Here is a 19,449-nt window from a genome sequence, read left to right as displayed (position 1 = left end):
TTATCCTTTATTTTCTATAGTAAGCGCGTCGGCAACGAGCGCTTGTTGTTCTTTAGTATGTACTGACATGTAACCACACGCTGGTGATGCAGACGCTTTACGTCCTGCATATTTTAATTTAGCACCTTGTGGGATTGCATCAATAAAGTGATGTTGTGAACAGTACCATGCACCTTGGTTTTGTGGCTCTTCTTGACACCATACAAAATCAGTTACGTGTTGGTAACGCTCCATAATTGTTTGCATTTCGTCATGTGGGAACGGATATAACTGCTCAACACGAACAATAGCAATATTATCTTGCTCAAGCTTACGACGCTCTTGTAATAGTTCGTAATAAACTTTACCACTACAAAATACAACGCGTTCGACTTTCTCAGGGTTAATATCATCAACTTCGTCGATCATATTATGGAAAACACCATGCGATAGCTCTTCAAGCGATGAAGTTGCAAGAGGATGACGAAGCAACGACTTAGGCGTCATAACAATCAACGGACGACGTAGTGGTCGAACTGATTGACGACGAAGCATAGCGTAAACTTGTGCAGGAGTAGATGGAACACATACTTGCATGTTGTGATCAGCACATAGTTGTAGGAAACGCTCTAAACGAGCTGAACTATGTTCTGGACCTTGTCCTTCGTAGCCATGTGGTAACAAAATTGTAAGACCACATAAACGGCCCCATTTTTGCTCACCAGAACTTAGGAATTGGTCAAATACAACCTGTGCACCGTTGGCGAAATCACCAAACTGTGCTTCCCAAAGTACTAATGAAGTAGGCTCTGCAGTTGCATAACCGTATTCAAAAGCAACAACAGCTTCTTCAGATAAAACAGAGTCAAATACTTCAAAAGTACCTTGATCTTCGCTTAAGTGCTGTAGAGGTGTATAAGTAGCGCCGTCTGATTGACTGTGAACAACAGCATGACGATGGAAGAATGTGCCACGCCCTGAATCCTGACCAGTTAAACGAATGTCAGTGCCTTCAGTTGCGATTGTTGCATAAGCAAGTGTTTCTGCCATACCCCAATCTAGAGGTTTCTCACCAGAAGCCATTAATTTACGATCATCGTAAATCTTTTTAACGCGTGACTGTGCTTTATATTGCTCTGGGTAAGAAGAGATTTTCTCACCGAGTGCTTTGAGCTCTTCAACAGGTACGCTGGCATCGTAATCAACATCCCATTCATGGCCAACATACTTTGCCCAATCTGAAGAATGCGATGTCTCTGGTTGAATTTCTGAAACAACACAGTTGCCTTCGTCTAATGCATTACGGTACTCATCAGCAAGTGCTTTTATTTCTTGTTCAGAAAAAGAGCCTTCAGCTATAAGTTGGTCTGCGTATATTAAACGTGGAACTGGGTGTTTTTTAATTTTTTGGTACATAACAGGCTGAGTTGCATTAGGCTCATCAGCTTCATTGTGACCATGGCGACGGTAACATACTAAATCGATTACTACGTCACGTTTAAACTGGTTTCTGAAATCAAGTGCAATTTGAGTAACAAATGCAACTGCTTCAGGGTCATCAGAGTTAACATGGAAGATAGGTGACTGAACCATTTTAGCAATGTCAGTACAGTAATCTGTAGAGCGTACATCGTCTTGTTTTGATGTAGTAAAACCAACTTGGTTATTTACAACAATACGAATACTACCACCACAACTAAACGCGTTAGTTTGTGATAAGTTAAACGTTTCTTGTACAACACCTTGGCCTGTAACCGCAGAATCACCATGAATTGTAATTGGTAAAGCTTTAATACCAGAACTGTCACCTAAGCGGTCAAGACGAGCACGTACTGAGCCCATAACAACTGGGTTTACAATTTCAAGATGAGACGGGTTAAACGCAAGCGCCATATGAACATTGCCACCTTTAGTAGCAAAGTCAGATGAATAACCCATGTGGTATTTAACATCGCCAGAACTTAATGTTTCTTTATGTTTACCAGCAAACTCATCAAATAACTCTGATGGATTTTTACCAAGTACATTTACAAGAACATTTAAACGACCACGGTGAGCCATACCAATAACAGCTTCTTGTTGGCCGCTTTCACCAGCGCGGTGAATAAGCTCTTTTAACATTGGAACTAACGCATCGCCACCTTCAAGTGAGAAACGCTTAGCACCTGGGAACTTAGCCCCTAAATATTTTTCAAGTCCGTCAGCAGCAGTTAATCCTTTTAGGATACGCAGCTTTTCGTCTTTTTCGAATTTTGGCCTAGACTGGACAGATTCTAAACGCTGTTGTAACCAACGCTTTTCCTCTGTTGATGTGATGTGCATATACTCAGCGCCAATTGAACCACAATATGTAGTTTTTAGTGCTTGGTATAGTTCACCTAAAGGCATAGTATCGCGGCCTACGGCAAACGATCCTACGTTAAACTCGCGGTCAAAATCACTTGAAGATAAGTCGTGGTACTCTAGCTCTAAATCTCGTACACGCTCTCGTTGCCAAATACCTAATGGATCTAGGTTTGCATTTTGGTGTCCACGAAAACGGAAAGCATTAATAAGTTGTAGAACTTTAACCTGTTTAAGGTCACCGCCACTACCCTCTGCTACCACTACTTCTCTATGCTTGTTTTTTGCAAGCTGTGCAAACTGCGTTCGAACTTCTGAATGTTTTACTTCAACATCCACACCATCAACTTTAGGTAATTGTTCGAACACTTCTCGCCATTCATCTGGCACAGAAGTCGCATCGTCTAAATACGCTTCATAAAGCTCTTCTACATAAGCAACGTTGCCGCCGTTTAAATGTGAAGATTCTAGCCATGCCTTCATCACACCTTCGTGCATTTATAAGCCCTTTTCTTTAGCGCAGAAATTAATAGTTATCATAACAAGATGGCTAATAATCTGTATTAGCCATCTTACGTTTACTAAGTAATCAAACCGCTCGGTTTAATAACATAGATTTGATTTGCCCAATTGCTTTAGTCGGGTTAAGACCCTTAGGACAAACGCTAACACAGTTCATGATACTGTGGCAACGGAACACACTGAACGCATCGTCTAAATCCGCTAAACGTTCTTCAGTTGCTGTATCTCGGCTATCAGCTAAGAAACGGTAAGCGTGAAGAAGACCTGCTGGACCAATGAACTTGTCTGGATTCCACCAGAACGAAGGACACGATGTCGAACAACATGCACACAAAATACACTCATATAGCCCATCTAATTTATCACGTTCTTCAATAGATTGAAGACGCTCGCCTGCTGCAGGCTGATCATTAATTAAATAAGGTTTAACTTTTTCGTACTGAGTGTAGAACTGACTCATGTCAATAACAAGGTCACGAACCACAGGTAAGCCTGGTAACGGACGTACTACAATTTTACCTTTGCCATTTTTTTGTAGCGTAGATAAAGGAGTAATACATGCTAAACCATTTTTACCATTCATGTTAACACCATCAGATCCACACACACCTTCACGGCATGAACGACGAAAAGATAGTGTAGGATCTTGTTCTTTTAAAAGAATAAGTGCATCTAACACCATCATGTCGTGACCTTCCTCTGTTTGCAAGGTGTATTCTTGCATACGAGGAGCGTTGTCAACATCTGGATTATAACGATAAACTGAAAATTGTACTTGTGCCATCGTCTATCTCCTAGTAAACACGTGCTTTAGGTGGGAAAGCTTCACGCGTTTTAGGCGCATAGTTTACATCACGCTTACTCATTTCATCCGTTACAGGATTGAATACTGAGTGACATAACCAGTTTTCGTCATCACGATCTGGGTAGTCAAAGCGAGAATGTGCACCACGGCTTTCTGTACGGAAGTTTGCAGCTACTGCAGTTGAGTAAGCTGTTTCCATTAAGTTATCTAGTTCAAGACATTCGATACGCTGCGTATTGAAGTCTGATGATTTATCATCAAGACGAGCATGTTGCAGACGTTCACGAATTTCTTTAAGTTCTTGAAGACCTGAAGCCATTGAATCGCCTTCACGGAATACCGAGAAGTTAAGCTGCATACATTGCTGTAGATCTTTTTTGATTTGAACTGGATCTTCACCTTGGCCAGCCGTTGAATTTTCCCAACGGTTGTAACGTGCAAGAGACGCTTCTAAATCTGACTCTGAAGCCGCTTTTGACACTTCAACATCTTTAAGGTATTTACCTAAGAAGTTACCAGCAGCACGGCCAAATACAACTAAATCTAGTAATGAGTTACCACCTAAGCGGTTTGCACCGTGTACAGATACACATGCAATCTCACCAACAGCAAATAAACCTTCAACTACTTTTTCGTTGCCTTGAGCATCGATTTGTAGTGCTTGTCCATTTACGTTAGTAGGAACACCACCCATCATATAATGACAAGTAGGAATTACTGGAATTGGTTCTTTAGCTGGATCAACGTGAGCGAAAGTTTTAGCTAGGTCACATACGCCAGGAAGACGTAGGTTAAGCGTTTCTTCACCTAAATGGTCAAGTTTCAGCTTGATATGAGGACCCCAAGGACCATCACAACCACGACCTTCACGGATTTCAGTCATCATTGAACGCGCAACAACATCGCGAGACGCTAAGTCTTTTGCGTTTGGTGCGTAACGTTCCATGAAGCGCTCGCCATCTTTATTTAAAAGATAACCGCCTTCACCACGACAACCTTCAGTTACTAGCGTACCAGCACCTGCAATACCCGTTGGGTGGAACTGCCACATTTCCATGTCTTGCATAGAAATACCAGCGCGTGTTGCCATACCAACACCGTCGCCGGTGTTAATGTGAGCATTTGTTGTTGATGCGAATATACGACCTGCACCACCAGTGGCTAATACAACTGCTTTAGATTTGAAGAAAGTGATTTCACCTGTTTCAATCTCAATTGCTGTACACCCTACTACATCGCCATTGTCGTTTTTAACTAAGTCAAGTGCATACCACTCAGAGAATACATTTGTTTTGTTTTTAACGTTTTGTTGATATAGAAGATGAAGTAAAGCATGACCAGTACGGTCAGCAGCAGCGGCAGTACGTGCAGCTTGTTCACCACCAAAGTTTTTCGATTGACCACCGAAAGGACGTTGGTAAACACGGCCATTTTCAAAACGAGAAAATGGTAGTCCCATGTTTTCTAATTCAGTAATAGCTTCTGGGCCAGTTTGACACATGTATTCAATAGCGTCTTGGTCGCCGATAAAATCGGAACCCTTAACGGTATCGTACATATGCCATTCCCAGTTGTCTTCGTGTGAATTACCTAGCGCTACTGTAATACCACCTTGAGCAGATACAGTGTGTGAGCGCGTTGGAAATACTTTAGATATTAATGCACACGTTTTGCCAGATTCTGTAATTGCTAAAGCAGCGCGCATACCAGCACCACCTGCACCAATTACTACGGCGTCAAATTCACGAACAGAATATTTCACTTAAACACCCCATAAAACGATTAGACCAATAGCTACGTAAGCAACGGCCATTAGGTTTAAAACAAAACCTAAAACAGCACGCAACTTCGAACACTTAACATAGTCTGTAAGAACTTGCCAAAGGCCAATGCGGGTATGAACCATAATGCAAATAAGGGTAATTAAAGTAAACCCTTTCATTGCTAGGTTAGAGAAGAGGCCTGTCCAGGCTTCGAAAGTGACTTCTGGCGTCGCTAAAAAATAGCCGATAATAAAAATCGCGTACGCGCTGATTATTAATGCCGTGGTACGTAAAGATACGAAATCTTGTACACCATCACGTTTTAGAGTTGCTTGATTTAAAACCATATCCACACCCCTGCCAATACGGCAAACACAACACCAAGAGCCATTGATACTTTAGCGCTGAGGTTACCTGATTCAAGTTCTTCCCAATGTCCCATATCCATAATCATATGACGGATGCCACCAATAAGGTGATAACCTAATACAGAAACAGTGCCCCAAGCTATAAATTTGGCAATGAATCCGTTAAACAGACCCTTGACGAATTCAAAACCTTCAGCTGAAGAGAGAGACTCAGACCAAGCCCAAATGACAAACGTTAAAGCAAAAAACAATGCAACACCGGTGACGCGGTGAAAAATTGAAGCTTTAGCCGTTGCCGGCATAGATATAGTTGTTAGATCTAGATTTACAGGTCTTTGCTTTTTCACAGTTACTTGCCCATCTTTGCTCACAGTGGAGCTCATCTACTTGTTTTTCTAAAAACCCACCAAATATTACTGATGGAACTATCAGAATAAACGTATCAAAATAGTTAAAGTTCACAAAACAGTAAATTTTAAGCTGTTAAGAATATGTTTACCCAAATACAATACGGTTTAAAACCACCGTTAGTATATATACCCACAGGACTTTTTACAATTCTTGTTTATTTAGAGATGTTTGCGAATTAGCCAATAGTATTATATTTAATTAATACCGAATATTTATTATACATATATGCATAATGTTTATAAAAATTGACTTTAACCCCCTCTTTCACGTTAAAATGCGAAGATGTGCTTAAAACAGATTTCAGAACTTTAAAATCTAAAAATCAGAATAGATATCTTAATAGGAGATACATAGCGATGGCAGATAAAAAAGCCACAGTCCATATTGATGGACTAGATCCAATCGAACTTCCAATTTATCAAGGCACTGCTGGCCAAGATGTAATCGACGTACGTACGTTAGGTTCACATGGCCACTTTACTTATGACCCAGGTTTCATGTCGACTGGTTCTTGTGAATCTGCAATCACCTATATTGATGGTGGTAAAGGTGTACTACTTCACCGTGGTTACCCAATTGAGCAATTAGCTGAAGATTCTAACTATATTGAGCTTTGCTACTTACTTTTAAATGGTGAGTTACCTTCTAAAGAACAATACGAAGTTTTTAAGAATGAAATCACTACAAGCACTATGCTTGACGAGAAGATTGCTAACTTTTTCCAAGGTTTCCGCTTTGACGCTCACCCAATGGCCATGCTTTGTGGCGTAGTGGGTGCGTTATCATCTTTTTATCATGAAGACCTTGATATTACTGATGCAGAACAACGTAAAACAAGTGCAGTTAAGCTAGTTGCTAAGTTACCAACTATTGCTGCAATGGCTTATAAAACAAACATCGGCCAACCGTTTGTATACCCACGTAACGATTTAAGCTACGCAGAAAACTTCTTACACATGATGTTCTCTGTACCTGCTGAAGAATATAAAGTTAACCCTGTAACTGCTAAAGCTATGGATAAAATCTTTATGCTTCATGCAGATCATGAGCAAAATGCATCGACTTCAACAGTGCGTCTTGCTGGTTCATCAGGTGCTAACCCGTATGCATGTATTGCAGCTGGTATTGCTTCTTTATGGGGACCTGCTCACGGCGGCGCTAACGAAGCATGTTTAAACATGTTAGAAGAAATTGGCTCTGTGGACCGTATTGATGAATACGTTGCTAAAGCTAAAGACAAAGCTGACCCATTCCGCCTTATGGGCTTTGGTCACCGCGTTTACAAAAACTTCGATCCACGCGCTACAGTAATGCGTCAAACGTGTCATGAAGTTTTAGCTGAGCTAAATATCCAAGATCCACTTCTTGATATTGCTATGAAGCTTGAGCAAATTGCCCTTGAAGACCCGTACTTTGTAGAGAAGAAACTATACCCTAACGTAGATTTCTACTCTGGTATTATCTTAAAAGCCATTGGTATTCCAACAAGCATGTTCACTGTAATTTTTGCAATGGCACGTACTGTTGGTTGGATCACTCACTGGGATGAGATGCTATCTCAGCCTGGTCATAAGATCAGCCGTCCTCGCCAAATGTATACTGGTTACACTCAACGTGACTACGTATCAACTGACAAGCGTTAATTAACGCTGGTTAGTTTAAAAGGCCGCATTTTGCGGCCTTTTTTATTAACAGCACTTGAGAATTATCATAAACCGATTACAATCCCTGCCTTAAAAACACTATGTAGATGAGCTATGCCTACTTTAAAGTTTGATATAAATAAAATTAGAAAAGACTTCCCGACATTAAATCAAACAATAAACGGCTGCCCGCTTGTTTATTTAGACTCAGCAGCAACCTCACAAAAGCCTCAATCAGTTATAGATACAATTACTGAGTTTTATACGTCTCAAAATGCAAATGTACACCGTGGACGCCATACACTTAGCGAGCAAGCCACTTATTCTTATGAACAAGTCCGGGATAAAACTGCAAGGTTTTTTAATGTCTTAAGTAAAGAGATTGTATGGACTAAAGGTGCTACAGAAGCCATAAATTTGGTCGCTAACGGCTTAAAAAAGCGTTTAGATGAAAGTCATACCATAATAATATCTCCGCTTGAGCATCACGCAAACATAGTGCCTTGGCAACTAGTAAGCCAACAGACGGGAGCTAAATTAGTCTCTCTGCCGCTAAATAATAACGGCACGCTAAACACCCAACAATGCTGTGAATTTATAAAAGAAACAAAACCTGCCTTATTAGCTATTACACAAGCATCGAACACACTGGGTAATATCACTGATTTAAAGCCACTAATTGTAGCTGCAAAAGAGGTGAATTCGCTTGTTTTAGTGGACGGAGCCCAAGGTGCACTGCATTTAAAACCCGATTTACGTGAATTAAACTGTGACTTTTATGTTTGCTCAAGCCATAAAATGCTCGGTCCAACAGGCTTAGGTGTACTTTATGGCCAATATGAAGAGCTAAATACGCTAGATATTTACCAATCCGGCGGTGAAATGATCGATAAAGTTTACTTAACTCATAGCACTTATCGCCCTGCGCCTGCAAAATTTGAAACTGGCACACCAAATATTTCTGGAGTTTTAGGCTTTGGTGCCGCATTAGACTATTTAAATGAATTAGATCACGTGCAAATACAGCAATATGAACAAGAATTGTTTAGTTACGCGGCACAAAAATTGGTAAAGGTGGATGGCATTACCATATTCAGCAACCTATCTGACAATATTGGTACACTCTGTTTTAATTTTAAAGATGAACATCCTTATGATTTGGCAACTTTACTTGACGGATATGGGGTTGCAGTCAGAAGTGGACACCATTGTACGCAACCATTAATGACACATTTAGGGCTTAATGGAACGTTAAGAGCGAGTTTTTCTTTTTATAATACCTACAAAGATGTAGATATATTCATTGATTCACTTAAAAAATGTATCGCTTTATTAGATTGAACGCCAGTTTAATAGAATTAATTAGGATAACTCATGACAAATACGTTTAACAAAGTCACAGAATCTATAAAAAATGCACCTGCTTGGCAGCAAAAATATCGTGAAATAATGCTTTTAGGAAAAACGTTACCGGCTTTAGCTGATGTTTTGAAAACTGATGATGCACTTGTACCAGGCTGTGAAAGCAAAGTATGGATGTTCGTTGAATTTGACTTAACCGAAAATACACTTGTTGTAATAGGTGACTCTGATACTCGTATAGTAAAAGGATTATTAGCCATTATTTTAGCACTTTACAACGGGCTTACACCAGAACAGGTAGTGAATAAAAATGCGTATGAAGAATTTGAAAAGCTCGGCCTTATAAGCCACTTAAGCGCATCACGTGGTAATGGTATTAAAGCCATGGTTGATAAGATACAAACCATGGCACAACACAAGCTTAGTTAACGAAAACTAAGCTTGTGAGCGTTGTTTTTTATCTAGGTATTTACGTACAGCTTTAGCAGCAACAAAAAAACCAAAGCTTCCTGTGATCATAGTCACAGAGCCAAAACCATTATTACAGTCCATATTCATCGTGCCATCAGCACTTTGCTTAGCATGACATACGCTGCCATCGCTTCCTGGGTAAACCAATTGCTCTGTTGAGTAAACACAATCAATATTAAACTTACGTTTAGGATTATTACTAAAATTATATTGCTTGCGCAAAATATAGCGCACCTTTGCAAGTAATGGGTCTTGCGTAGTTTTAGCTACATCACCAAAAGTTATTTGGCTAGGATCTGTTTGCCCGCCAGCTCCACCTGTTGTAATTATAGGTAGTTTATTACGTTTACAGTGAGCAATTAATGCTGCTTTTTCTTTAACTGCATCAATACAATCAATTACATAATCAAAACCTTGAATATGCTCTTGAATATTATCAAGTGTAATAAAATCATCTATTACACTAATTTGGCATTCTGGGTTAATGAGCTCGCAGCGCGCTTTCATTGCATCGACTTTAGCTTGACCAATAGTGCCCGTTAACGCGTGAATTTGTCTATTGACGTTAGTGGCGCAAATATCATCCAAATCAATCAATGTTATTTTACCAACACCAGTACGTGCAAGTGCTTCTGCTGTCCAACTTCCTACACCACCAATACCTACTACACAAAAATGTGCTTCTTGAAGCCAATCAAACTGTTGATGACCATATAAACGTTTAATACCACCAAAACGTATATCTGTAACTTTTTCGCTCATTTACCAATCCAGTTGCCATGGCGATTGCCATGCTTGAAAATCTTGATGTTTAATTAACGCCAAATACTCATCACCATTATCGGGTAATAAAGTTAGCTGTATTTGTTCACTTTGCCATAAAAAGCTCAATGCATATGCATGTAAATAGGTACGATTTGATGGCGTGCCTGAATACATTGCATCGCCAAAAATAGCTGCGCCCACACTTTTTAGTGCCACTCTTAGTTGATGCGTCTTTCCTGAATAAGGTTTTAAAATATACCCTCTAAATCCTGGCTTATAACTCAGAGAATAGAATCGGGTGATTGCAGGGTTAAGTGTACTCGTTAGTAACTTAAATGAGCCACGGCGAGACTTAGCCATATCGCCTTTTATCCACCCTTGCTTCTTTTTAGGTTTAGCATCACTAATCGCTAAATAAAATTTAGCAATCGCATGCTCAGTAAACATAACAGTAAAGGCGGCTGCAGCGGATTTGTTTCGCGCTAAAATAATCAGCCCTGATGTCACTTTATCTAAACGATGAACGGCATAAAGCTTTTGCGATAATTGTTGTTCGGCTAAAACAACAAAACCAGGCCCTTCTTCAGAATGAAAATTAAGACCCGCTGGCTTTTCTAAAATATAAAAATCGTTATGTGTATAAACAACTTTTAATATCTTACTTACTTGCTCACTCACACGTTTTTACTTTTAATATGCGCTATCACTTTAGCTAAGTCATCAGGCGTATCTACACCTGCATGAGGGGCTATTTGAGCTTGTTCTATTTTAATTTTATAACCGTGATACAAAACACGTAACTGCTCAAGTGATTCAAGTAATTCTAGTGGTGATACACTCAGCTCTATGTATTGTTTAATAAAACCCGCTCTGTACGCATAAATACCTACATGGCGTTGAAACGGGGCTAAATTAAGGGCAGTGCTATCACCCATCATCGTATTTCTATCAAACGGTATACTTGCACGAGAGAAATACAGGGCATTTTTATTTATATCGCTAACCACTTTAACGGCATTAGGATTAAATACTTCATCACGTTCTTCAATAGCAACACTTAACGTTGCCATTGGTGCTGTTGAATCACTTAATAGTGCAGCAACTTGAGATACGTTTTCTGGTGCAAGTAATGGCTCATCGCCTTGTACATTAACCACAATTGTATTGCTATCAAGTTTAAGCAAATCAACCACTTCAGCTAATCGTTCAGTACCCGACTGGTGATCTTCACGCGTCATTACTACATCATTAGTAAACATACTTACTGCATCAAATACTTTTTGATGATCGGTTGCTATAACTACTTTACTAGCACCTGATAAACATGCTTTTTCGTAAACGTGTTGAACCATTGGCTTGCCACAAATATCAGCAAGCGGTTTACCTGGTAGTCGGGTCGATGCAAAACGAGCAGGAATTACAACTACGAATTCCACTTTTCAACCTCTTCTAAAGATAACTCACGTGCTTCATTTTCAAGTAATACTGGAATATCGTCTTGAACAGGATAAGCAAGCTTAGCTGCTGTGCTAATTAGTTCGTTGTTTTCTCTGTCAAAGCGTAATTTTCCCTTACAAACAGGGCACGCAATTATCTCGAGTAATTTTGTATCAAAGGCCATTGAGTATTCCTTTTTCTTTTAATATTGAATTTAATGTGTTTATTACGCTATCGGTAGGTTGTGCATCTACTGGTAAATAATACCAATTAGGCTTTGCAAAGGACTTACATTTAACGGCATCTTTTTCGGTCATTATAATGCAATCATCACCAAATTGGGCAAAATCATCTACTGTATAAGCATAATGATCTCTAAAATGATGAGTCGATAATAACGTAATATCTTGTGCTTCTAATGAGTTTTCAAACCGTTTAGGGTTCCCAATTGCACTTATTGCATGTGCTTCACTTACGTTACTTTTTGCATAATCGCTTGAATTAACCAAGCGAAGATTACTTACTTGTAATGTGTAGCTATTATTAGCCTCACCACCATTTTCAATTACTATATCAACACTTTGCAAACGTTTAGTTGTTTCACGAAGTGGCCCTGCTGGCATAACAAAGCCATTACCAAAACGACGCTCACTATCAACAATACAACACTCAATGCTACGAGGCATTTTATAATGCTGCATTCCATCATCAGAAATAATAACATCGAGTGTATAATTATTTTCTAATAAATCGATATTGTGTTGTCTATTAGGCCCAACCGCTATTGGGCACTTTAAACGATGGTATAAAAGTACGGGCTCATCTCCAGCCTGCTGAGCATCTACAAGCTCAGTAACTAACAGCGGGTAATTTTTTGATTGCCCACCATATCCTCTACTAATAATTCCCACTGATAAACCTTGCTGTGTTAAATGACCATACAGCCACAAAACAAAAGGCGTTTTACCATTACCGCCAACACTTATATTGCCAACTACAATTACAGGCGTTTTGCACTCAAAAGGTTTAAGTATTTTAGCGCTGTATAAGTATTTTCGAAATGACGATACAACCCAAAACAAAGCACTTAATGGTAATAACAGTAAAGTAATTAGACCAAATGGTTTATACCAGCTTTGTTCTATTTTACTCACGCCTGATCACCAAACTGCATTTTGCAAAGGGCTGAATAAGTACCGTCATTTGCTAATAAACTATTGTGATCGCCACTTTCTATTACACGACCATTATCAATAACATAGATTCGGTCACTGTTTTCGATAGTAGATAAGCGGTGCGCAATAACAATTGAGGTTTTATCTTTCATTAGCGTTTCTAATGCTTGCTGAATAAGCTTTTCAGATTCGGTATCAAGTGCTGATGTAGCCTCGTCTAAAATCAAAATAGGTGCGTCTTTTAATATTGCCCGTGCTATCGCTATACGCTGACGTTGACCGCCGGAGAGCATTACACCATTTTCACCTACCATGGTGTTTAATTGCTCTGGCAGGTCTTTAACAAACTCCCAAACATGCGCTTGTTTAGCAACTTGCTCTAATTCTTCCTCAGACACATCATGCTTTATGCCATAACAAATATTGTTAGCAATCGTATCGTTAAATAACACGACTTGTTGAGACACTAAAGCAAATTGGCGACGCAAATCTGTTAATTTATAATCCTGCAGGGCTATACCATCAAGTAATATTTCACTCGGTAACTCTAGGTCATAGTAGCGTGGTAATAAATTAGAAATTGTTGATTTACCCGAGCCTGAGCGCCCTACTAAGGCAATACTTTCACCCGCTTTAATCGTTAGCGACAAATCGTTTAATACGGCTTCATCTTTTGTTGGGTACTTAAAGGTTACATTTTTAACTTCAATTAACCCTTTAACTTTATCGACTGAAACGGTGCCAGTATCTTTTTCCATTTCTTCATCTAAAACTAAAAATATACTTTGTGCAGCAGAGATACCACGCTGCATATCACTATTAACATTAGCGAGTTGTTTTAGCGGTCGCAATAGCATCATCATTGAGGCAATTAATGCCATGAAGTCACCAGAGGTAATCGTATCAATCATTGATGGAAGAGATACAGCCCATAAAATAACAGCCATAGCACTTGCTGCTAATATTTGAATAATTGATACACTTAAAGCTTTTGTCGCATCCATTTTAATGCGCTGCTGGCGGTTATGATTATTAATCTTTGAGAAATGGTTTATTTCTTGGTCTTGTCCGCCAAATCCATGAATAACTTTATGTCCGCTAAGCATCTGTTCAGAGCTACGTGTAACCTGCCCCATAGCTGATTGGATACTTTTAGAAATATGGCGAAAACGTTTCGATACAACCGCTACAATAATGGCAACGAGAGGGATGATGACTAAAAATATAAGTGAGAGCTTCCAACTGGTATAAAACATTACACCAAGTAAAAAGACAACAAAGGCTCCTTCACGTACAACAATAAGTAACGCTTTAGTAATTGCTTGTTGAACTTGCTCTGTGTCAAAAGTGATTTTTGAAATTAAATCGCCTGTTGAGTTTTTGTCATGAAAAGAAACGGGTAAATGCAATATGTGCTCAAATAACTCTTGGCGTAAAGAGCGTACAACTTGAGAGCCCACATAACTTAAACAGTACGAAGACATAAAGTTAAAAACACCACGCCCTAGTACTAACGCGATAACTACAAAAGGAGCGTACTTTAAAACTTCTGTATTTCGCTGGTTTAAACCTTGATCAATAAACGGCTTCATTAATTGAATGAATAAAGCATCCATTGCTGAATAGCCTATCATCCCAACAATTGCGATAAAAGCGACGCTTTTGTATGCGCCAACATACGAAACAAGACGTTTATAAATTTGTGCAGTACTTTGATCCATAACACTCTCTAAATACAGTAACTCCCTGTATTGTATCCTTCGATGAGATAAAACTAAACGTCAATCTTTGATAAACCAATAACTTTCCTGCCCTCTTGCTGTTTCTATGACCAAATTGTTTGAGTAGAATTTAATACTAATTTGTCCTTCAACGCCTGTTGTAAATTGCTCGGCGCTTATTGCTTTGTAACGCTCGACAACAACGGGCTTGGGAAATTCCCACTGTCCTTTATAAGCACTTGAATGAATCACAACTTTAGGAGCTACATCACTAATAAAATTAACACTTGAGGATGTATCACTGCCATGATGCGGGCTTAACATGACTGTACTTTTCAACGGTGTATTATTCGCTAATAAGGAGGCTTCACGAGATTTTGATATATCACCTGTAAATAACACACTATGAGTATTACTCGATACTCTAACAACGCATGAATCGTCGTTTTCATTCCCATACCCTCTAGTGCTAAAGCTTTCTACTCTTAAACCGAAAAAATCAACACTTTGAACTTCACACAAATTAAGTGTATTTTCAGGATGAAATTGCTTTAATGTTTCCCCAAATCCAGCTTCAATAAAATGCTGTATTCCTCCAGCGTGATCGCTGTCTTCATGACTTAGAATCGCTGTTTTTACTGTGAAATTATTTGCTTTTATATAAGGCAATAAAATACTTCGCGTACGGCTAAAACGATTAAAATAACTTGGACCAAAATCATAGATAAGCACTTGGTTATCTTTTTCAATTAATGCCATGAGACCATGCCCAACATCAAACACATGAAGTTGCCAGTTAGGCTTTTCTTTTAGAAGATTATTCAATAAAAGTACTGTTAAAGGAATGAAACAGAGCAATTTATAGGGGAGGAAGTAAATCATCAACATAGTAATATAGGTAAAAATGACGAATATTAACTCGATTCTTCCTGTTGTCAGCCATCTTAACGACTCGGGTATTTCATAAAGTAATTTAAATAACGCATATAACCCTGTATCAAACAAATGTATTAAATTACCTATATCTATAAAAGTACTCAGTAATGTAAAAACAATCAAAAATGGTAAAATAATGATGGAAAGAAACGGTATCGCAATTAAGTTAATGACTAGGCCCGCAATACTCACGCCATTAAAAAAATAAAGTGAAAGTGGTAATAAACCGATAAACAATGCTACTTGAATAACAAATAACGCAATAATTTTGTTTTTTATTCGTGTATTTAATATTGGTAATTTATTAATAACAGTAAAAATTATAGCGACCGCTAAAAATGAAAAATACAGACCTGGATTAAGTAAATTAAATGGGTTAACAGCAAGCACTATAACCAAGGCAAATAAAATACTACGCCAACGCAGCGGCTGTTTAGCAAGAAAATAAAGTAACAAATAACAACCCAGCATAATTAGCGCTCGCGTTGCTGATACTAAAAAGTCACTTAAATATACGTAAACTAATGCAGCTATAAAACCGAACGAACTGTAGTAAAGTGTAAGGTTAAATGATTGACCAATTGAAAAGTTTATTTTCGTACAGATAAATCGAATGAATAAATAACCAAAGCTAAAAATCAAACCAATATGTAAGCCCGATATAGCTAGTAAATGACTTAACCCAAGTGATTGCATTAATTGTTTATCTGTATAGCTCATTAACGATTTATCACCACTGAGTAATGCATAATAGAGCCACTGCAATCTTGTATTTGTATAGGTATTTTTAATGAAGTTTTGATAATCTAGTACGATGCTTTGTTTATCGCTGTGTATTATATTAAGCTCTTTATTGAGAACTTTTCCTTTAAATAATATTCTATTTATAAATGCATAACGTTCAGTATCAAACACATTAAAATTTTTATTACTGCGAAAATATTTTAAATGGATTAATGCAGAGAATTCATCCCCGACTGTAAAAGGCTGTGCAGAATTAACACTGAGCATTGCTTTGGGTGCTCTAAAATTCGAAAAACTACTCCCGTCTAATGCCACTATTTTGGCTTTGATATACTGAGGTTTTTTATCAGAAATAACCTCTTCAACAACCAATGTAGAATCAAGTGCATACTTTTCGTTCGGTTTTGGTATTTCAAAACTATAAAAAAGGTAAAAATGCATACCAACAAAGCAAATTGCACAAATAAAGCCTAACAATACGTTTAAAAACGGCTTAAAATAAGCGCTCACTATTACAATGAAAATTGTGAAGACTGTAAATTCGAGAGTTTGATAATAAAACACGGTTGCTACACAGCCAATTACAAACCCAAGACTTATCCACACTGATGTAAATGGTTGCTTTAAATGGCTAAAAAAACGATCCAAAGATTTTTACCTGATCCAAATAAAATTAGACATCATAAATCACTAAAAATATTTGGACGGCTTTTACAAGACGCAAATCTTTGGCATTTAAATAGACGTTCAGCTCGAGGGGCCTTCGCGGTTGGGTTATTTTTTGCTTTCATCCCTGTTCCTTTTCAAATGGTTTTAGCCGCAGCAGGTGCTATATTATTTAGGGTTAATTTACCCATATCAGTTGCTTTAGTATGGCTTACGAATCCATTAACCATGCCACCTATCTTTTATGGCTCATACTTAGTGGGTACGTTAATACTTAATCAGCCAGAACAACACTTTGTATTTGAAGCAAGTTGGTCTTGGTTTTTAGAAAGTATAGAAACAATTGGTCCTGCATTTTTATTAGGTTCATTAGTATGTGCTTCTATTGCATCAATTATAGGATATTTTGGTATTGATATAATTTGGCGCCGCTCTGTGAAAAAAGCATGGTTATCACGAAATAATTAGTGGCGTTAAAGCTAAATAATCGCTGCAATTCTAATCTAATAAAATATTATAGACGAAAAAAAACCAACTTTATCAAGTTGGTTTTTTTATAATCAATAAACTTTAAAAGCGAAATACACGCCTTAAGCCAACCAGTGGTAATAACAATAATGTATACCAAGGGAAGCTAGCAGAGTTACGCTCATAAACTTCAGCTTCTACTGGAGCACAGCTTTCTACTTCACCATTTGCAATTGGCGTTAGTTTAACTGCTATTGCAATACTCTCATATTCAATTTCACCATTAATATCAGTTACTACACCGCCTAATGAATCTAGCTTTTCAACTGTTTTAGTCGCAGTACCAAATATTTCATTATTTTCGTTGATAGCAGTCGCTTCAACCATAGTATAAGCGTAATCAGTTTCACCATCGGTGTCATAACAAGGCAGTAAATCGTTTAGATTAGTGATTTTGTCTTCACCAATTTTGTAAATAAAGGCCTCTTTGAGTCGCGAGCTATCAGAAACACCCACTTCCCCTTCACCTACAATATAACCTTGGTTGTTTATATCGTTACCGTAAGAACTTGAGCTTGAAAAGTAATCAGTAGGGAAAACCGTACTACCCGTTGCTATATCATGGTAAAAGAATTTATTACGAAGAGTACCTTCAATACGTTTAGTTGCATAACCTGTAATTACATCGTTATCATTAATAGCAATTGATTTACCAGACTGCCAGTCATCTTCTTGATTAATAAAATCAACAACCGCACCGTCTTTAAAATAAACTGGCATTGTAAGAATTGTATCGTCATTTTTGTAATAACGTGTATTCGATGAACCTACAATTGTCCCGTTGCTGTTCACTGCTAAAGCAGTACTTGTAAATGCATCATCTTCCGCTTCACCTTCATCAGGTGTCAGTGCCATACCAAGCTCTTCAACAGACGTGATATTAAGTGATTCATCAAGTTCCCATTTAACAGCGCGCTTATTAAATAAGCCTCGTGTAATATTTGAATTTAACAAGTTGATACATACTGACGTAGGTTCGTCTTCATTATCACAGTTATCATCGATATTATCTTGTCTGTCATCTGGAATGCTTGTAGACATATTACCTACAACGGTATAACCACTGTTAGTTTTAACAATATCGTTAGCGCGGCTTGTGCCACCGTATTCATTAAACTCAGGCTCTAACTCAACACTTACACTGCCATCAGCGCTTATTACAATCCCACGTTCTATAAATTCATGAGTAAACCACGTTTCTGCATCATCTTCGCCATCAGGTGTAAAAGATACTTTATCGTATGGGGCGCTACCCCAACCGACTGTAACGCCATCTTCACTTACTGCATTTAAAAGATTGACAGTAGAACGAGTTAATCCATCATAATCAACAGAAGCTATATCAAAAATCGGTTGTTCAGTAATCTCTGATTCGTTAAATTTAATCCCAACTAAAGAACTCATTTTTTGATATTCAAAGTTAGACGGAATTCCTAAATTCGAATTTGCCAAAAAACTAACCATAAAAGCATGAGCATCAGGATTAGTGCTTACGGCATCATTATTTTCAATGTCATCAAGTGTGAAAGTAATTTCTTTATCACTTAATTCATATGCTGCTTCTGTGCTGTCGTAAGCACTTTCAATAACATTTTCAGTAAAATCTATATAGCTTGTATCAATAGGTAAATTGTATAAACCATTTGCGAAACCAATAATATGCCCGCTTTCGCTTACATCTGTTACATAAGAATATTTAGCGTCTTCAAGAGTCCCTAATTCACTTAACTGGTACGTTGCACTTGTTGCTGAAGTGCTTAATGTCGCTAAAATACTGGCAGCGAGTAATTTATATTTCATTTTAGTCCTT

The 19,449-nt window shown here is 38.1% G+C and carries 17 protein-coding genes; 4 read left to right on the top strand and 13 right to left on the bottom strand.

Annotated features, from left to right (window positions below; all coding sequences use genetic code 11):
* From sucA to sdhC, 5 genes are all read right to left on the bottom strand, one after another.
* Positions 1–2,820 (bottom strand): 2-oxoglutarate dehydrogenase E1 component, encoded by a 2,820-nt coding sequence (gene sucA / locus QMA08_RS00900; RefSeq protein WP_290173352.1) that lies wholly within the window; start codon positions 2,818–2,820, stop codon positions 1–3.
* Between the two features lie 91 nt (positions 2,821–2,911).
* A complete protein-coding gene (locus QMA08_RS00895; RefSeq protein WP_002961804.1) occupies positions 2,912–3,628 on the bottom strand; it encodes a succinate dehydrogenase iron-sulfur subunit in 717 nt (238 codons plus the stop codon).
* Positions 3,629–3,638: 10 nt separating this feature from the next.
* A complete protein-coding gene (gene sdhA / locus QMA08_RS00890; protein ID WP_002961801.1) occupies positions 3,639–5,411 on the bottom strand; it encodes a succinate dehydrogenase flavoprotein subunit in 1,773 nt (590 codons plus the stop codon).
* Positions 5,412–5,759 (bottom strand): succinate dehydrogenase, hydrophobic membrane anchor protein, encoded by a 348-nt coding sequence (gene sdhD / locus QMA08_RS00885; protein WP_002961798.1) that lies wholly within the window; start codon positions 5,757–5,759, stop codon positions 5,412–5,414.
* The gene (gene sdhC, locus QMA08_RS00880; protein WP_122975019.1) at positions 5,750–6,127 is read right to left on the bottom strand and encodes a succinate dehydrogenase, cytochrome b556 subunit; all 378 of its coding nucleotides are present in this window, start codon (positions 6,125–6,127) and stop codon (positions 5,750–5,752) included. The genes sdhD and sdhC overlap by 10 nt, the downstream gene beginning before the upstream one ends.
* Before the next feature lie 420 nt (positions 6,128–6,547).
* Here sdhC and QMA08_RS00875 point away from each other — a divergent pair, with 420 nt between their 5' ends.
* The 3 genes from QMA08_RS00875 to QMA08_RS00865 all read left to right on the top strand — a co-directional run bounded on the left by QMA08_RS00875 (position 6,548) and on the right by QMA08_RS00865 (position 9,625).
* Positions 6,548–7,834, top strand: coding sequence for a citrate synthase (locus QMA08_RS00875; RefSeq protein ID WP_002961796.1), 1,287 nt, complete (start codon positions 6,548–6,550; stop codon positions 7,832–7,834).
* A gap of 114 nt (positions 7,835–7,948) precedes the next feature.
* Positions 7,949–9,175 carry a SufS family cysteine desulfurase gene (locus QMA08_RS00870; RefSeq protein WP_182752034.1) on the top strand — a complete coding sequence of 409 codons (1,227 nt, stop codon included), beginning with the start codon at positions 7,949–7,951 and terminating at the stop codon, positions 9,173–9,175.
* A 33-nt stretch (positions 9,176–9,208) separates the two neighbouring features.
* Positions 9,209–9,625: a SufE family protein gene (locus QMA08_RS00865; RefSeq protein WP_182715527.1), complete on the top strand. Its 417-nt coding sequence runs from the start codon at positions 9,209–9,211 to the stop codon at positions 9,623–9,625.
* A gap of 6 nt (positions 9,626–9,631) precedes the next feature.
* Here QMA08_RS00865 and tcdA read toward each other — a convergent pair whose 3' ends face one another.
* From tcdA to QMA08_RS00830, 7 genes are read right to left on the bottom strand one after another with little or no spacing between them, the layout of a single operon-like run.
* Positions 9,632–10,429, bottom strand: a complete 798-nt coding sequence (gene tcdA, locus QMA08_RS00860) for a tRNA cyclic N6-threonylcarbamoyladenosine(37) synthase TcdA (protein WP_002961793.1) — start codon at positions 10,427–10,429, stop codon at positions 9,632–9,634.
* Positions 10,430–11,110: a TIGR01621 family pseudouridine synthase gene (locus QMA08_RS00855; RefSeq protein ID WP_290173351.1), complete on the bottom strand. Its 681-nt coding sequence runs from the start codon at positions 11,108–11,110 to the stop codon at positions 10,430–10,432.
* Positions 11,107–11,868: a 3-deoxy-manno-octulosonate cytidylyltransferase gene (gene kdsB, locus QMA08_RS00850; protein WP_002961791.1), complete on the bottom strand. Its 762-nt coding sequence runs from the start codon at positions 11,866–11,868 to the stop codon at positions 11,107–11,109. Before kdsB ends, QMA08_RS00855 begins: the two co-directional genes overlap by 4 nt.
* The gene (locus QMA08_RS00845) at positions 11,856–12,053 is read right to left on the bottom strand and encodes a Trm112 family protein (RefSeq protein WP_002961789.1); all 198 of its coding nucleotides are present in this window, start codon (positions 12,051–12,053) and stop codon (positions 11,856–11,858) included. Before QMA08_RS00845 ends, kdsB begins: the two co-directional genes overlap by 13 nt.
* The gene (gene lpxK, locus QMA08_RS00840; protein ID WP_182736330.1) at positions 12,043–13,023 is read right to left on the bottom strand and encodes a tetraacyldisaccharide 4'-kinase; all 981 of its coding nucleotides are present in this window, start codon (positions 13,021–13,023) and stop codon (positions 12,043–12,045) included. Before lpxK ends, QMA08_RS00845 begins: the two co-directional genes overlap by 11 nt.
* The gene (gene msbA, locus QMA08_RS00835) at positions 13,020–14,765 is read right to left on the bottom strand and encodes a lipid A export permease/ATP-binding protein MsbA (protein ID WP_149602576.1); all 1,746 of its coding nucleotides are present in this window, start codon (positions 14,763–14,765) and stop codon (positions 13,020–13,022) included. Before msbA ends, lpxK begins: the two co-directional genes overlap by 4 nt.
* A 60-nt stretch (positions 14,766–14,825) precedes the next feature.
* Positions 14,826–17,093 (bottom strand): DNA internalization-related competence protein ComEC/Rec2, encoded by a 2,268-nt coding sequence (locus QMA08_RS00830; protein WP_290173350.1) that lies wholly within the window; start codon positions 17,091–17,093, stop codon positions 14,826–14,828.
* Here QMA08_RS00830 and QMA08_RS00825 point away from each other — a divergent pair.
* Positions 17,073–17,579 (top strand): DUF2062 domain-containing protein, encoded by a 507-nt coding sequence (locus QMA08_RS00825; RefSeq protein ID WP_024595571.1) that lies wholly within the window; start codon positions 17,073–17,075, stop codon positions 17,577–17,579. The genes QMA08_RS00830 and QMA08_RS00825 overlap by 21 nt on opposite strands.
* A gap of 102 nt (positions 17,580–17,681) precedes the next feature.
* On the opposite strand, the gene QMA08_RS00820 is transcribed toward QMA08_RS00825, so the two are convergent.
* Complete coding sequence (locus QMA08_RS00820) at positions 17,682–19,439, bottom strand: DUF3466 family protein (RefSeq protein WP_182695654.1); 1,758 nt, start codon at positions 19,437–19,439, stop codon at positions 17,682–17,684.
* Positions 19,440–19,449 lie beyond the last annotated feature (10 nt).

The organism is Pseudoalteromonas sp. APC 3355 (genome assembly GCF_030407615.1).
GTDB lineage: Bacteria > Pseudomonadota > Gammaproteobacteria > Enterobacterales > Alteromonadaceae > Pseudoalteromonas > Pseudoalteromonas distincta.
The sequence above is the reverse complement of the archived record's forward strand: the minus strand, read 5'-3'. Positions and strand labels throughout refer to the sequence as shown.